The organism is Streptomyces sp. NPDC003011 (assembly GCF_053591515.1).
Window position 1 is genome coordinate 74,677 of the sequence record NZ_JBSFTY010000008.1, and the last position, 15,117, is coordinate 89,793.

The 15,117-nt window shown below is 72.5% G+C and carries 11 protein-coding genes and 4 pseudogenes; 7 read left to right on the top strand and 8 right to left on the bottom strand.

Annotated features, from left to right (window positions below; translation table 11 throughout):
* Nucleotides 1-78 precede the first annotated feature (78 nt).
* Nucleotides 79-1,680 carry an acyl-CoA carboxylase subunit beta gene (locus ACWD0J_RS06330; RefSeq protein ID WP_451494596.1) on the bottom strand — a complete coding sequence of 534 codons (1,602 nt, stop codon included), beginning with the start codon at nucleotides 1,678-1,680 and terminating at the stop codon, nucleotides 79-81.
* 359 nt (nucleotides 1,681-2,039) lie between these two features.
* Here ACWD0J_RS06330 and ACWD0J_RS06335 point away from each other — a divergent pair.
* A pseudogene (locus ACWD0J_RS06335) lies at nucleotides 2,040-3,008 on the top strand (endo-1,4-beta-xylanase); the annotation flags it as partial.
* A 175-nt stretch (nucleotides 3,009-3,183) separates the two neighbouring features.
* Nucleotides 3,184-3,477: an SCO0607 family lipoprotein gene (locus tag ACWD0J_RS06340; protein WP_451494662.1), complete on the top strand. Its 294-nt coding sequence runs from the start codon at nucleotides 3,184-3,186 to the stop codon at nucleotides 3,475-3,477.
* Between the two features lie 34 nt (nucleotides 3,478-3,511).
* Here the strand turns inward: ACWD0J_RS06340 and ACWD0J_RS06345 are convergent, their stop codons facing one another.
* Both ACWD0J_RS06345 and ACWD0J_RS06350 read right to left on the bottom strand, forming a co-directional pair.
* The gene (locus ACWD0J_RS06345; protein WP_451494597.1) at nucleotides 3,512-5,404 is read right to left on the bottom strand and encodes a DUF2264 domain-containing protein; all 1,893 of its coding nucleotides are present in this window, start codon (nucleotides 5,402-5,404) and stop codon (nucleotides 3,512-3,514) included.
* Nucleotides 5,401-5,628, bottom strand: a pseudogene (locus tag ACWD0J_RS06350) (NAD(P)-dependent oxidoreductase); the annotation flags it as partial. The gene ACWD0J_RS06345 and the pseudogene ACWD0J_RS06350, both read right to left, overlap by 4 nt.
* A gap of 153 nt (nucleotides 5,629-5,781) precedes the next feature.
* Here ACWD0J_RS06350 and ACWD0J_RS06355 point away from each other — a divergent pair.
* The 3 genes and pseudogenes from ACWD0J_RS06355 to ACWD0J_RS06365 all read left to right on the top strand — a co-directional run.
* A pseudogene (locus ACWD0J_RS06355) lies at nucleotides 5,782-5,916 on the top strand (isocitrate lyase/PEP mutase family protein); the annotation flags it as partial.
* Nucleotides 5,917-6,207: 291 nt separating this feature from the next.
* A pseudogene (locus ACWD0J_RS06360) lies at nucleotides 6,208-6,405 on the top strand (isocitrate lyase/PEP mutase family protein); the annotation flags it as partial.
* Between the two features lie 105 nt (nucleotides 6,406-6,510).
* Nucleotides 6,511-6,687, top strand: coding sequence for a hypothetical protein (locus ACWD0J_RS06365; RefSeq protein WP_451494665.1), 177 nt, complete (start codon nucleotides 6,511-6,513; stop codon nucleotides 6,685-6,687).
* Between the two features lie 11 nt (nucleotides 6,688-6,698).
* Here the strand turns inward: ACWD0J_RS06365 and ACWD0J_RS06370 are convergent, their stop codons facing one another.
* Nucleotides 6,699-7,898: a glycoside hydrolase family 64 protein gene (locus ACWD0J_RS06370; protein WP_451494598.1), complete on the bottom strand. Its 1,200-nt coding sequence runs from the start codon at nucleotides 7,896-7,898 to the stop codon at nucleotides 6,699-6,701.
* A gap of 270 nt (nucleotides 7,899-8,168) precedes the next feature.
* Here ACWD0J_RS06370 and ACWD0J_RS06375 point away from each other — a divergent pair, with 270 nt between their 5' ends.
* Both ACWD0J_RS06375 and ACWD0J_RS06380 read left to right on the top strand, forming a co-directional pair.
* A complete protein-coding gene (locus ACWD0J_RS06375) occupies nucleotides 8,169-9,791 on the top strand; it encodes an alkaline phosphatase D family protein (RefSeq protein ID WP_451494599.1) in 1,623 nt (540 codons plus the stop codon).
* 137 nt (nucleotides 9,792-9,928) lie between these two features.
* Nucleotides 9,929-11,296, top strand: coding sequence for a carbohydrate-binding protein (locus ACWD0J_RS06380; RefSeq protein ID WP_451494600.1), 1,368 nt, complete (start codon nucleotides 9,929-9,931; stop codon nucleotides 11,294-11,296).
* A gap of 76 nt (nucleotides 11,297-11,372) precedes the next feature.
* Here ACWD0J_RS06380 and ACWD0J_RS06385 read toward each other — a convergent pair whose 3' ends face one another.
* The 4 genes from ACWD0J_RS06385 to ACWD0J_RS06400 are packed head-to-tail and all read right to left on the bottom strand — an operon-like array spanning nucleotide 11,373 to nucleotide 15,116.
* The gene (locus ACWD0J_RS06385; RefSeq protein WP_451494601.1) at nucleotides 11,373-12,560 is read right to left on the bottom strand and encodes a serine hydrolase domain-containing protein; all 1,188 of its coding nucleotides are present in this window, start codon (nucleotides 12,558-12,560) and stop codon (nucleotides 11,373-11,375) included.
* Nucleotides 12,557-13,477, bottom strand: coding sequence for a DUF6895 family protein (locus tag ACWD0J_RS06390; RefSeq protein WP_451494602.1), 921 nt, complete (start codon nucleotides 13,475-13,477; stop codon nucleotides 12,557-12,559). The genes ACWD0J_RS06385 and ACWD0J_RS06390 overlap by 4 nt, the downstream gene beginning before the upstream one ends.
* Nucleotides 13,474-14,409 (bottom strand): DUF6895 family protein, encoded by a 936-nt coding sequence (locus ACWD0J_RS06395; protein WP_451494603.1) that lies wholly within the window; start codon nucleotides 14,407-14,409, stop codon nucleotides 13,474-13,476. Before ACWD0J_RS06395 ends, ACWD0J_RS06390 begins: the two co-directional genes overlap by 4 nt.
* Nucleotides 14,406-15,116: a hypothetical protein gene (locus tag ACWD0J_RS06400; protein WP_451494604.1), complete on the bottom strand. Its 711-nt coding sequence runs from the start codon at nucleotides 15,114-15,116 to the stop codon at nucleotides 14,406-14,408. The genes ACWD0J_RS06395 and ACWD0J_RS06400 overlap by 4 nt, the downstream gene beginning before the upstream one ends.
* Nucleotide 15,117 lies beyond the last annotated feature (1 nt).

Consider the following 15,117-nt stretch of genomic DNA (forward strand, 5'->3'; position numbering starts at 1 on the left):
GGGGGAGGGGCTCCTCACGTCGCGGGGAGGTGGCTTGCGGGGCGCGGGTCGGGGGCGGTCCGGTGGGGGCCTGGCGGGTCAGAGCGGGATGTTGCCGTGCCGGCGCTGCGGCATCGGGGCGCGTTTGCCGTGCAGGGAGCGCAGGGCGCGGCAGATCTGGTCGCGGGTCTCGCGGGGGGCGATGACGGCGTCGACGTATCCGCGTTCGGCGGCCAGGTAGGGGGTGCCGTAGGTGCTCTCGTAGCCGGTCACGAGCCGTGCGCGCAGGGCCTCGGGGTCGGCGGCGGCGGCCAGTTCGCGCCGGTGCAGCAGGCCCACCGCGCCCTCGGCGCCCATGACGGCGATCCGGGCGGTGGGCCAGGCGAGGTTGACGTCGGCGCCGAGGTGCTTGGAGCCCATCACGGCGTACCCGCCGCCGTACGCCTTGCGCACCACCACGGTGACCTTGGGCACGGTCGCCTCGGCGTACGCGTACAGCAGTTTGGCGCCGCGCCGGATGATGCCGCCGTGCTCCTGACGGACCCCGGAGAGATAGCCGGGGACGTCGGCGAAGGTGAGCAGCGGCAGGCCGAACGCGTCGCAGAACCGCACGAACCGCGCGGCCTTCTCGGAGGCGTCGATGTCGAGGACGCCGGCGGAGTGCAGCGGCTGGTTGGCGACGATGCCGACCGAGCGGCCCTCGACCCGGGCCAGGGCGCAGATGATGTTCGGCGCGAACAGCTCCTGCACCTCGAGGAGTTCACCGTCGTCGACGACCGCCCGCAGCACGTCCCGCATGTCGTACGCCTGCCCGAGCCGGTCGGGGACGACCTCGTCGAGCGGCACGCCGTCGGCGGCGGGCAGTGCGGGGGCGTACTCCGGTGGCCGCTCCAGGTTGTTGGCGGGCAGGTACGACAGCAGGTCGCGGACGGTGTCGAGGGCCTCCTCCTCGTCGGCGGCGAGGAAGTGGGCGTTGCCGTTGACGGAGTTGCTGGTGTGCGCGCCGCCCAGTTCCTCGGCGGTGGTGCGTTCGCCGGTGACCGTCTCGATGACGTCGGGGCCGGTGACGAACATGTGCGAGGCGCCGTCCACCATCACCGTGAAGTCGGTGATCGCCGGCGAGTAGGCGGCCCCGCCCGCGCACGGGCCGAGGACGACCGAGATCTGCGGGATGACCCCGGACGCCTGCACGTTGCGGCGCACGAGCTCGGCGTAGAGGGCGAGCGAGGCCACGCCCTCCTGGATGCGGGCGCCGCCGGAGTCGTTGAGTCCGACGACCGGGCAGCCGGTCTTGAGGGCGAGGTCCATGAGGGCGACGGTCTTCTCGCCGAACGCCTCGCCCATGCTGCCGCCGAAGACGGTGGAGTCCTGCGCGAACACACAGACGGGACGGCCGTCGACGGTGCCGGTCCCGGTGACCACCCCGTCGCCGTACGGTCGGCGGGCTCCGTCCCCGGCGGACCGGGCCCGGACGAACAGACCCGTCTCGGTGAACGAACCGGCGTCCAGCAGCCGTTCGATCCGCTCCCGTGCGCCGAACTCCCCCCGTCTCCTCGGTCCGCCCGGGGCCACCGCCGCCGCCCGGCGCCGTTCCAGGTCGGCGATCCGGTCGGTGGTGCGGTCGGCGGTGCGGTCGGTGGTGTGGTCGGGTGTGTAGGGCGCGGTCTGTCGTGCCTCGGACGTTGTCGCCTCAGTCGTCACAAGCACCTCCGAAATCGCCTTCGAATATGGCAGCGACGGAGGGGCGGTCCGGGTGGATCGGGGTGGCGTTTGCCTGAGGTGAGTACGCGGAGGCAGTGGTTCGTCACAGCGTGACAAGCGGCGGGAAGCGGCGGGAAGCCGCCGAAAGTTTCGCTCCCGAGAGCGAATGTCGCGGGTGCGAGGGCCTCTTGGAAGTCCGCCGGAGCGGTCCTGTGCGAAGCGTTGACGACGGGAACCGCCAGTCGTAACGTCTCCCGCACTCTTCGGAAGAAGGTTCGAAAGTTTCGAAGTGTCATGACCACAACAATCATGAGAAAGGGGACGAGATGGTCACCCGCACCTCCATCGCCGCCCTCGGTATGGCCGGCCTGCTCGCCACCACCGGCGTCGCCGCCCTGTCCGGGACGGCCCAGGCCGCGAGCACGCTGGGTTCCGCGGCGGCCGGCAAGGGCCGGTACTTCGGTGCCGCGGTCGCCGCCAACCACCTGGGCGAGGCCGCGTATGTCTCCACGCTGAACACCGAGTTCACCTCCGCGACGCCCGAGAACGAGATGAAGTGGGACGCCGTCGAGCGGACCCGGGGAGCCTTCACCTTCGGCTCCGCCGACCGGATCGTCAGCCACGCGCAGAGCAAGGGCATGAAGGTCCGCGGCCACACCCTGGTATGGCACTCCCAACTGCCCGGCTGGGTCGGCACGCTCGCCGCCGCCGACCTCAGAACGGCGATGAACCACCACATCACCCAGGTCATGGGCCACTACAAAGGCAAGATCCACTCCTGGGACGTCGTCAACGAGGCCTTCCAGGACGGCTCCAGCGGCGCCCGGCGCAGCTCACCGTTCCAGGACAAGCTCGGCAACGGCTTCATCGAGGAGGCGTTCCGCACGGCACGCGGCGCGGATCCGGCCGCCAAGCTCTGCTACAACGACTACAACACCGACGGCGTCAACGCGAAGAGCAATGCCGTCTACAACCTGGTCCGGGACTTCAAGGCGCGCGGCGTGCCGATCGACTGCGTGGGCTTCCAGTCCCACTTCAACAGCGCGTCCCCCGTTCCCGCCGACTACCGGGCCAATCTCCAGCGGTTCGCCGACCTCGGGGTCGACGTGCAGATCACCGAACTGGACATCGAGGGCTCCGGAACGGCCCAGGCGAACAGCTACAGCACCGTCGTGAAGGCCTGCCTGGCGGTCTCGCGGTGCACCGGCATCACGGTGTGGGGCGTCACCGACAAGTATTCGTGGCGGGCGAGCGGCACCCCGCTGCTGTTCGACGGCAACTACAACAAGAAGCCCGCCTACACGTCCGTCCTCGCGGCACTCGGCGGCTAGCCGGCGGGAGAGGGGGCGCGCCGTGCCGGACGGGGCGCCCTCCCTCACCTGGGCAGGCCGACCGGGAATCATGAGTACGCGTACTCATGAATGATCCGTCCGCCTCACGCAGGCTGGTGCCACAAGCCACTCAGGGGGAGCAACTGTGCGCAACACCGAGCGAGTTCACCGGATGTCCGCCGCGATGCGGCCGGTATGGGGCCTGGCGCTGGCCGGCGTGAGCGCCGCGCTGCTGGTCGGCTGCTCGACCGCGGACGCGAGCTGCGGCGGGGGAGAGTACCCGGTCCTGGCGGTGGGCAGCACCGGCAGCGCGTGCGTGTCCGACGGCGAGGAACCGCCGAAGGGGTACGTCCGCTACCCCGAGGGCAAGGTCCCCGAGCACGTCGGCGACACGTGGGACACCTACTGGAGCACCCGCACCATCGACGAGAACGGCAAGATCATCAAGGCGCCCGACGCCCAGTGAGACGGCCTGACCGGTGTCGCACGGCGCGGGCCTGTCAGGGCTCGTGCGACACCCGCACCGGATCGAACCGGATCCGCGTGCGTGTCCCGTCCTCGCCCCACACCACCTCGACGTCAGTGCCCTCGACGGCCACGGACGTCACTGCCCCGCCCGGGTCGCCCGCCACCGCCTCGCCGGTCAGCGTCGCGACACTGACGTGCACCGTGGTGCCCCCGGCCCGGCCCATCAGCCTCGGCACCCGCGCCCAGCGCGTGTACGCGGTGCCCTGCGGCGCGCGGGCCTGCTCGGCGGGCCCGCTCCAGCCGTGCAGGCCGTGCAGCGCCGACACCAGGTCCTCCTCGGGCCCGGTGGCCCACCCGGTCTGTGTCACCCGGGCGTCGGCCGGAGCCCCGACCACCCGGTGCACCCGCAGCTCCCAGGGCCCGTGCGCCACCGTCACGCTCTCCACCCGCAGCCCCGGCACCATCGGCGGCCCGCCGGCGAAGACGGGCCGGTGCCAGGACGCCGCCCAGCCCCAGCCGTCGCCGTGACCCGCGCCGAGGGGGTGGATCCGCCGCCGCACGCTGTGCCGGCCGCCGACTTCCAGGGACAGGTGGTTGTCGGCGACGTTCCCGGCCGCGGTCGGCCCGGTCCGGGTCGAGTACGCCTGACGCCCGTAGTGCGGATCGTCGCCCTCCGGCGCCTCCCCCTCGTGCGGGCGGACATGGTCGCTGCCGTGGTTGTGCAGCCGTACGATCCCGTCGGCGCGCGTGGCCTGCACGAGCAGCCCCGGGGACGGCAGGGCCAGCACCCGGTCGGCCTCCTCGACCGGCGCGGGCTCCTCCCGGGACGTCCACAGCGGATGGCCGGCGGGCGCCAGCAGCGACACGAACGCCTTCGACGCCCAGTAGGGGGACGCCGGGCCCGAGTACGACTGGAGCGTCGCCTGGTGCGGGCCGTGCCAGCCCAGGCTCAGCAGTCCGTCGTCGGTCAGCGCCCCGCGCTCCAGGAAGTAGCGCAGGCTCCCGCTCGCCAGCCGCCGTGAGGTGCCGGGGGACAGCGGCGTGTCCCCGGTCAGGGCGCCCAGGCCGACGGCCGCCGACGCGGCGAACCGGTACGACAGGGACCGGCCGAAGTGCAGGGGCGCCCCGTCCGCGCCGAACGTCAGCGCGAAGCCGTCGAGGTGGGCGCGCAGGCGGGGTCCGTAGCGGGCGGCGCGTTCGGTGTCGCCGGCGAGGTGCGCGTCGAGCACCGGGTACAGGTGCAGGGCCCAGCCGTTGTAGTGGTCGAAGGCGCGTCCGTCGCCGTCGGCGTACCAGCCGTCGCCCCGGTACCAGGTCTCCATGAGCTCCAGCGCGCGCTCCCGCACGGCCGCGGTCCGGGCGTCCCCCCGGCCGACCGACTCCAGGAACCCGGCCACCGTGTAGGGGAAGAGGTACCAGTTGTTCGGCGCGGGCGTGTGCCGCAGCGCCCCGCGCAGCCACTCCTCGGCCCGGTCCCGTACGCCGTCGTCGAGGTGCTTCCACAGCCAGGGCGCCGTCAGCCGCAGCCCGAGCGCGACGGACGCCGACTCGACCATGGGCTGGCCCTGCACGTCGTGGTCGAGGATCAGCGGCCAGGACTCGGTGTCGTCGCGGCCCGGGGTGCGGGTGCCCGCGGCGAGACCGCGCGCATAGCGCTCCAGCCAGCCGTGCGGATCGTCCCCGCCGGCCCCGGCCACCCGGAAGGCCGCCGCGAGGAACGTCCGGGCGTATCCCTCCAGCCCGTCGGAGCGCACCCCCGAACGTGAGGGCGGGCCGGGCAGGTCGAGCAGCGCGCCGCCGGGCGTGGCCCAGCGCCACGCCGCCGTCAGGAGCCCGTCCGCCACCGCTTCCCAGTGGGCTCGGGTGTAGCCGGTGTACGGGCTCGACTCGCGGTCGTCCGCGGGCAGTTCGAACGGGATGCTCATGCCAGGTACGCCAGCCTTTCGCGTCGTACGGGATGCAGGAACCCGGCGCCGGAGGCCCAGCGCGCGGTCTCGGCCACGGCGTGGTCGGCCAGCCGGCGCCACTCGTTGCCCTCGGATCCGGCCAGGTGAGGGGTGATGAGCGCGTTCTCGCAGGACCACAACGGATGCTCGGGCGGGAGCACTTCGGGGTCGGTGACGTCCAGCACGGCCCGGATCCGCGCCGATCGCGGCGTCCAGCACCGCGTACAGCAGGCTGTCGGCGTACCAGCGCCCGTACAGGCCACCGTCCATGGCGAACAGTCCCGCACGAGGGCCTCCCAGCACGCATATGTGCGTGTGATCGATGCGCGTCATCCTAACGATTGCCCGGAGAAGTCTCCCACTACGGCCTGCCCGGCATCGGGTTCATCGCCTGGCCGGACATGGTGGCCTTCGTCCAGCGGCTGCGCGGCGCGTTCCCGCGGCACGACCTGCTGGTGGACATCGACGACGGCTACGTCGACACCGAGGTCTCCGCCTTGGGCGGGGCCACGGCGGTGAGCGCAATGGCGCCCAGACCCGCGAGGACGTCGTCGTACGCCACCAGCGCGCTCGCCGACGGCGCGCGGGGCCTGCTCCTGGCGTCGCGAGGGCAGGTCGCGCCGCGGACACGGTGTCGTGCACTCGACGCTGTCCGCGCCGGAGGTGCCCGCGGGCGACCCACTGCGCACGGACGGGGACACGGTGGTCGTGGTGGTGCACCCGAGCGGCACTCGTACCTGTACGAGACCCTGCACGGCGTGCGGTCCGCGCTCGAGGAGGCCGAGATCCTGGAGCGGATCGGGGCCTGAGGAGTGGTCCTGGAGGACCAGAGGCGCCCGCGCCGCTGCGGACACGCGGACGGCAAGCGGGTGCTGCCGCCGGGGGAGTCCCTGGCCGCCACCGGCGCCGACGTGGTGCTGGCGGACGGGGTGCGCAGCGTGGAGCGGATCCGCCGGACCCGTGCGGTGGTCGGCGTCAAGCCCGTGCTGCTGTGTTCAACCACATCGCGGGCGGCAGGTCCCCCCCCGGATCTCGCTCGGCGAGCTGTCCGAGCCGGGCGTCGACGCGGCGATCTGCAGCACGCCGTGTCTGTCGCGGCACACCGGGCCTTCGACGCCGCGCCCACCGAACTCAAGTCGGCCGACGGACGGCTGGCGCCGGTGGAGGAGCACACAGGAGTGGGGGTCGCCGAGTCCGCGGCCCTGCTGGAGCGGAACCCGCCCCGCTCGCGCGGCGACGGCGGTGCCCCCACCACCCGTTGACCACGCCGGTCTCAGCTGAACGGGTCCAGCGTCAGATACGCCTGCTGCGGGCTGCCGTCGTGCACCAGCGACTCGTGGTGACCGACGTCGTCGAAGGCGAACGCGTAGGCCTTCCCGTCGGCCATCCGGTCATGGATGATCCGCGCGTAGTGGTTGGTCACGGCGTCCTGGTAGAAGTTCGCCGCGGAGGTGTCGGGCTGGTTGGGGTTGACCAGCAGCGTGGAGCGGTTGAATCCCGCGCACAGCGTGCGGGAGACGGGTCCGCGCACCGCGTCGTTCGGCGCGTCGAGCAGCTTGTGACAGCCGAAGACGCTGTCCGCGTCGGGCTTCTGGAAGCTGGTGACGACCGCGCCGGCGGTGTTGGTGAAGTTCATGACGTTGCCGGAGACCCGGCCGAAGTACCGGGTGCCGGGCTGGTCGGCGAACGGGGTCACCGTCAGCGTCTGCGTCGTGTACTTCTGCCAGACCCGGTCGATGTAACCGTTCATCACCGAGGCGGGAAGGGCGCCGGTCTGTACCCCGTGACCGGGCGAGAGTGCACGCAGCACCGTTCCGTCCGAGCGGGTCTGGACCAGCCCCGCCCAGCCGCCCGACTGCGCCCGCAGGGCGTTGAACACGGCGTTGTAGCCACCCGGCTTGAGGTGTCCGGTGTTCACCGTGGAGCCGTCGGCCCGCTGCACGCCGACCGCGTAGGGGGCGGAGAACATGTCGACCTGTGTGCTGTTGAGCCACAGACCGGAGTCGTTGAGTGTGTACTCCGACCAGTTGAACAGGATGTCGCGGTTGGGGTCGCTCGGATTCTGCACGGCCGGCTGCACCACGCCGCCGGTGGCCAGCTTGAAGACGAGCTTCTGCCCGTACGAGAAGTAGATCCGGCCGGAGAGCTTGGGGATCCGGATGGTCTTCGACTCTCCGGCGGCCGGTCCGGGGATGGACGCGTCGGGTGCCGGGACGGGCGGTATGCCGCCGGCGGGCCAGGCGTGGAACGTGCCGTTCGCGTCGGCCCAGCCCTGCCGGCCGTCGGTCAGTGACGTACCGATGGTGTAGACGTAGACCGGCCCGGAGCGGCCGGAGTTGTTGGTCAGCTTCAGCGGGATCGTGTCCGGCACCGCCGCCCGGGCGGGCGCCGGCGCCGCCAGCGTGAGCAGTGAGACCAGCAGCGCGGCCGCCGCCGTCGCGGACGTGAGCCGGGGTTTGAGTCTTCCTAGCACGCTCCACCTCCGTGCGGGTCCGGTACGGAGTCTGGTCCGTACCTTTCTGAGAGCGCTCTCAGCGTCGCGTCACGACGAGTGCATGTCAATGCGTGCGACGGCTGGAAACGGGTGCGGGCGGACGTCCGTCGACCCACGGGTGGCGTAGTGAGCCGTGTGATTGTCAGGATTTCGATCTTTGTCTCTTTAGTATCCGCACGTCCCTTGCATTCCGGTTCGGGCCTGTGGAGCCGGCATGTCTGCGCACCGCCGACCGTGAACCAGGACCGTATGAGCTCAGCAGACCGCGAACTGCGGGCCGCAGCCCGTCACTTCGGACGCCGCCGTTTCCTCTCCCTCACCGCCGCGGCCGCCGCCCTGGCCTTCACCACGAACGTCCCGGCCGCGGGCGCGGCCGGCAGGGGCGAGCTGGACACCGCCAAGATCGCCGACAACCCCTTCACCCTGGGCGTCGCCTCCGGGGATCCGCAGCCCGAATCCGTGGTGCTGTGGACCCGGTTGGCCCCCTCCCCATACGAGCCGGGCGGCGGAATGGCCGGGCTCGCCGCCGCGGTGCTCTGGGAGGTGGCCATGGACGAACGGTTCGCCGTCGTCGTCCGCAGCGGCGCCGAGATCGCCCACCCCGAGTACAACCACACCGTGCACCTGGAGGTGGACGGCCTCGACCCCGGCCGCGAGTACTACTACCGCTTCAGGGCGGGGTCGTGGATCAGCGAGACGGGCCGCACCCGTACGGCACCCGCCCGCACCTCCACCGCCGCCACCCTCACCTTCGCCGCCGTGTCCTGCCAGGCCTACCACGACGGCTACTTCACCGCCCACCGCCACCTCGCCCAGGACGACGTCGACGTGGTCTTCCACCTCGGTGACTACCTGTACGAGTACCCCGTCAACTCCGCAGGCGGCGCACGCGGCTACCCCAAAGGCACCCTTCCGGACATCTTCAACCAGGAGACCGTCACGCTGGAGGACTACCGGCTGCGGTACGCGCTGTACAAGAGCGACCCCGACCTGCGGGCGGTCCACGCGGCGCACCCCTTCATCGTCACCTGGGACGACCACGAGACCGAGAACAACTACGCGGGCGCCGTCGACGAGCACGGCAGCCCGCCCGAGGAGTTCCTGGTGCGCCGGGCCGCCGCCTACCGCGCCTACTGGGAGAACCAGCCGCTGCGCGGCGCCCAGAAGCCCGTCGGCCCCGACCTCCAGCTCTACCGGCGGCTCCACTGGGGCACCCTCGCCCAGTTCGACGTGCTCGACACCCGTCAGTACCGCTCCGACCAGGCGTACGGCGACGTCAAGCACGTGCCGGGGCCCGAGTCGGACGATCCGGCGCGCACCATGACCGGGCAGACGCAGGAGAACTGGCTGATCGAGGGCTGGCGGACCTCCGACGCGGTGTGGAACGTGATGCCCCAGCAGGTCTGCTTCTCGCAGCGCCGGCTCGACCTCAACGAGCAGGCGCTGATGTCCATGGACGCCTGGGACGGCTACCGCGCCTCACGCAACCGCATCCTCACCGGAGCGAAGTCGGCCGGGGTCGAGAACCTGATGGTGCTGACCGGCGACGTCCACGTGGCCTACGCCTTCGACATCAAGGACGTCTTCGACGATCCCGCGTCCCGGACCCTCGGCACGGAGATCGTCGCCACCTCCGTCGCGAGCGGCAAGGACGGCGCCGAGAAGCCCGCCAACTGGGACACCTACATGAAGGCCAACCCGCACCTGAAGTTCTACAACGGGCGGCGCGGCTACGTGCGGGTCGAACTCGGGCAGCAGGAGGCGCAGGCCGACTTCAGGACCGTCTCGGCGGTGACCACTCCCGGAGCGGCGGTCACGACGGCCGCCTCCTTCGTGGTCGAGGCGGGCAGCCCGGGGCTGCAACCCGCGTGAGCGGCACCCCGTTGCGCCGGGCGGGTCCCGTCCTGTCGTCCGATACGCGGAACCGCCGGGCGCCGGACATCTTCTGCCCGACCCGCGGCAAAACCTACTGATCCAGACCTCTTTCCGCTGCGACCGAGGAGACCTGCATGCCCAACAGACACATCGGTGCGGCCTGCGCCGCCATGACCACGCTCGGCACGCTCGTGCTGACGGGACTGCCCGAGGCGACGGCCGCCGTACCTTCCGCCCCGGCGGACGGACCCTCGGCCGCGCGGACCCTCGGCGCCGACTCCCCGTCGCCGGCGGTGCTGCGCGCGCTGCGGCGCGACCTGCGACTGACGGAGAGCCAGGCCAGGGCGCGGCTGGAGAACGAGGCCGAGGCGGGCACCCGCGCCGGACGGCTGCAACTCGCCCTGGGCAAGCACTTCGCGGGCGCCTGGGTGAAGGGCGCGACCTCCGCCGAGCTCACCGTCGCCACCACCGACGCCGCGGACGTCCCGATCATCGAGGCCGACGGGGCGAAAGCCGCCGTCGTCAAGACCGGCCTGGACGACCTCAAGGCGGCCAAGGCGAAGCTGGACGCCGCCGTCACCGCCGCCACCGCCCTGGAAGCGCCGGTACGGTACGTCGACGTGCGCACCAACCGTGTGACCGTCCAGGCCACGAGCCGTGCCGCGGGGGACGCCCTGGTCGCCGCCGCCAAGGTCGACGGCGTGCTGGTGGACGTCAAGGTCTCGGCGGACCGCCCGCGCGCCCTGCACGACATCCGTGGCGGCGACGCCTATTACATCGAGGAAACCGCCCGCTGCTCGATCGGGTTCGCCGTCACCAAGGCGGAGCAGCAGGGATTCGCCAGCGCGGGGCACTGCGGGAAGGCGGGGGAGAAGACCACCGGTTTCAACAAGGTGCCCCAGGGCACCTTCCAGGCCTCCGTGTTCCCCGCCCAGGACATGTCGTGGGTCGCTGCCAACAGCGACTGGTCCGCGACGCCCGACGTCAAGGGCGAAGGGGACACGAACGCCCAGGTCGGCGGCTCGGTGCAGGCCCTGGTCGGCGCCGCGATCTGCCGCTCCGGCTCCACCACCGGCTGGCACTGCGGCACGGTCGAGCAGCACGAGACCAGCGTCAGCTACGCGGAGGGCACCGTCGACGGCGTGACGCGTACGACGGTGTGCGCCGAGCCGGGCGACTCGGGCGGCCCGTACATCTCGGGCACGCAGGCGCAGGGTGTCACCTCGGGCGGCTCCGGCGACTGCAAGACCGGCGGCACCACCTTCTACCAGCCGATCAACCCGGTGCTCAGCAAGTTCGGCCTCGTGCTGAAGACGAACGCGGCGCAGACCGAGACCCCCGGCGCCCCCGCCGGGCAGTCCGGTACCTGGTCGAGCGGCCGGGTCTACGACACCGGAGCACAGGTGACGTACGACGGCATCACCTACCTGTGCCTCCAGGGCCACCAGTCGCAGGGCGTCTGGCAGCCCGCGGCGACGCCCGCGCTGTGGCAGCGCCTGTGACCTGATTCGACGGCCGGGCGGCACGCGCACCCGTTCCGGTGCGCGTGCCGCCCGGCCGCGGGTGCCGCCGCGCTCGCTACGGCTCGGCCACCAGGCCGTAGGCGGTGGGGACGAAGGTGTCGCGGGCGCGGAACCGGCGGGTGCACACGGCGGCCAGTGCCGTGCCCGTACCCGGGCAGAAACCCAGGAAGGCCTGCTGGCCGAGCGTCGCCCCGCAGTGGAAGTACATCGGTCCGTGCTCGGTCGGATGCTGGAACCAGCCGATCGTGTGCACGTGCCGGCGCCCGAGGCCGCGGCGCAGCACGGGGCGGCGCACCGTCCGCAGGGCGTCCGCCAACGGCGTGCGGGACGGCGTCAGATGCGCCTCGACGAAGGTGAGCAGGTCGTCCGGCGTGCCTCGGACGGCGCCGGCCGCCTGGAACCCGCCGACGTCCAGCGGGGGTGTGGGGGTGGTGCCGTCCCGGCGGTGACCGATGGCGTCGACGTCCGCACCGCCCGGGTGCAGGGCGATGCCGTCGAGACCCAGGGGGAGCAGCACGTGCCGGGCCAGCAGCACGTCCCAGGGCACGCCGGTGGCGGCCGTCAGGGCGTGCCCGAGCACCGCCACACCGAAGTTGGAGTAGCGCCAGTGCGTGCCCGGCCGGCGCCGTTGCCGGTGCGCCAGGAAGGCGTCGACGACCCGCTCGTCCGGATACCGCCCGTACGGGTTGGTGTGCCAGGCGGGCAGCGCCCGGCGGTAGAAGTCGGGGGGCAGGCCGGGCAGCCCGGAGGTGTGGGTGATGAGGTGCGCGAGCGTGATGGGATCACGCCCGCAGCGCCGGCCCGGGTCCAGCAGCGCGGCGGCGGGCTCGCCCCCCGACAGCGGACCGGACCGTGTCAGCCGCGCCAGCAGCAGTCCGGTGAACGTCTTGGAGGCCGAGCCCAGTTCGTAGCGCAGGCTGCTGCGGGGGACCGGCGGGGTCGGCGCGGTGCCGCCGCAGCGGACGGTGCGGTGCCCGTTCCGGGACAGGGCGAAGACGACGTCGGGTGCCTGGACGGCGTCGACGGCCGCGTCGAGCCGTCGTCCCAGCAGGTCGTCGTCCGCGTGCCGGATGTCCGCGTGCCGGATGTCCGCGCGGGGGATGTCCGCGCGGGGGATGTCCGCGTGCGGAACGGCAGGTTCGCCGTCGGGCGGTGTGCCGTCGTCCGGGAGCCGGCCGGCGGTGTCCAGTGCGTCGGCGGTGTCGAGGAGCTCGCCCGGCCAGGGCGCGTGCCGGGGCGTCATGCGGGTGCGTGCGCCAGTTGGGTCAGGGCGCGGGACGTGGCCATCACCGAGGCGAAGGCGGCGACGAGCGTGGGGTGGTAGACGACGTCGAACACCTGGTCCGGGTCGCCCTGCGGCATGGTGCGCAGGGCGGGCATCGCGCCGTCTGGTTGCTGGGCCGCGGCGAAGCCCTTCCAGGCCCGTTCGTCGAGGGTGGGGCGCGGCAGGCAGGCGTCGATGACGAGCAGCTCGCCGAGCAGGTCCCAGCGTTGCAGGTCGAGCCAGTCGTCCAGCCACACCGGCAGCCAGGTGGCCAGGTAGTCGGCGATGCGGGGCGGCAGGCCCTCGGGCCGCTCTCCCCAGTCGGTGAGGTGGAAGACGGTGTGGGTGATGTCGTAGGCGATGTGCCCTTCGACGGTCCAGGGCTCGGGTGTGCGTCCCAGCCAGGTGCGGCCCACGACGTCGGCCTCGGGCGGCTGGGGCGGCAGGCCGAAGCGGCGCTGGAACGCGGACAGGCCGAGGCGGCGTACGGGCGTCAGTTCGAAGGCGGCGTAGCCCTCCAGACGGTGGTTGAGCCGGGCCGCCCGCTCCACCTCGGGGTGGCTGTACCCGAGTTCCTTGAAGGGCAGGTACACCTCGAAGGGGATCGGGGAGATCGGCTCGGTGCGCTGCCCGCGGACCAGCATCCGGCCGCCGTCGAGCGTGTGCTGCCAGGCGTGGTCGAGCAGTTGCCGGGCGAGGTGGGCCTGACGTGAGCCCGCCACCCCCTCGCGGAACAGCACCTTGCAGATCAGGGCCAGTTCACCGACCGGTTTGAAGCGTTCCAGGAAACCGACTTCGGGGTCGACGTCCGGTTCCAGCCGGAATCCGTCGCGGTGGGCGTACAGCCATTCGATGGCGCCCACGCCGACGCTGTGGATGAGACGAGTGCTGGTCATAGGAGTGCTCCCTGCGCGCGGCCGGCCTCCCGCAGCCGGGCCACGGTCACGGCGGCGGCGAAGGCCGTCATCAACGTGGAGTGGTAGCAGCCGGCGAAGGACCGCTCCGGTTCCCGGCCGCTGCGTCCGGGGCCCACTTCCGGCACGGCACCGGAGTCGTCCTGCGCCTTGGCGATCCGGTCCCAGGCGTCCGCGAGCACCGTGGACTCCGGGAGGCGGGGCAGGCTGCCCGCCACGGCCAGCAGTTCGCAGGCCAGGTCCCACTGTTCGTCCTCCAGGCAGGTGTCGAGCCAGGGCGGAAGCCAGTGCCGGAGGTACGTCGCCACGTCCGGCGGCAGCCCGCGGGTGTCCAGGCCCCAGTCGGTGAGGTGGAAGACGACATGGGTGAGCGTGTAGCCGGCATTGCGTTCGAAGGTCCAGGGTTCCGGCAGGCCGCCCAGCCAGGTGCGCCGCAGGGCTTCGGGCGGGTTCCCGTGCAGGGGGAGACGGCTGCGGCGTTCGGAGTTGAGCACGCTCAGGCGCCGGTTCGGTTCCTGCTCGGTCGATCGCCAGCCGCGGGTGCGGGCCACCGTCGCGGCGGCGTGTTCGTAGCCCGCGTGCCGCAGGCCGGCCGACGCGAACGCGGCGTAGACCTCCAGGGGGTACGTCGCGAAGGGTTCGAGGCGTTGCAGGTCGTGGAAGAGCGCGCCCTCCCCGGTCTGTTGCCAGGCGAACGTCAGCAGGTCGGACGCGGCGACGTGCCACGGGTCGGCCGGGTCGGTGTGCCGGCGGACGCATACGCACACCTGTGCGAGTTCGCCGAGGGGTTTCCAGCTGGCGTTCACATCGCCGTCGGCGGCGAGCGCGTCCTCTCCGAGCCGGAACGCGTCGCGGTGCGCGGAGATCCAGCCCAGTGCCGCCACTCCCCGTTCCTGGACATCGTGGGCCGTCACCCCGGCGCTCCGGTGCGCAGGAGCCGCGCGGCCTCCACCTGCAGGGCCACCCGCGGGTCGTCGGCCCCCATCAGGGCCACGAACTCCAGCCCGGCCTCCAGGCCCAGCGTCTCGGGCACACCGTCGAGAACGGTCAGCCAGCGCCCCGCGCCGGCCGCCTGCAGCCAGTCGCGGCGGCGCACCGCGCGGACGAACCCCCGCGCGACGTCGACCGGGCGACCGTGTGCCGCACGGGCCACCGCGCAGTCGCCCGCGGGGAGCGCGAGCGGTGCGAGGACCGCCAGCTGGTGGGTCAGGAACTGCCAGGGGGCGTCGTCGAGCCAGCCGGCCGCCGGCTCCGTGCCGCCGGCCCGCGCCCCGTCGAGGGGTGCCTCCAGCCGCAGCAGTGCCTGATGCATGGCCCAATGGCTCCACAGTGAGGTGGGCGAGGCGCCCGCGGAGGGCGGGAACGCCTCCACCGCCTTCCTGACGACCGCGAGGTCGTCCGGGTGCGGAGGGAGGGGACGCAGGACGTTCGGCAGGAGGACATCCGCTCCGAGTACCCGTACGGCGGCGAGCGTGAGGTCGCCGGACGGTCCGGTCTCGTCGGGCCCCGAAGGGCTGTCGACGAGGGGGAGGTGGTCCCCACCCCGTAGGGCGGAGACCACCTCCGAAGCGAGGTCCTGCACTGCGCCCGTCAAGCGGGTCGAAGTGCCTGACTGCTTCATG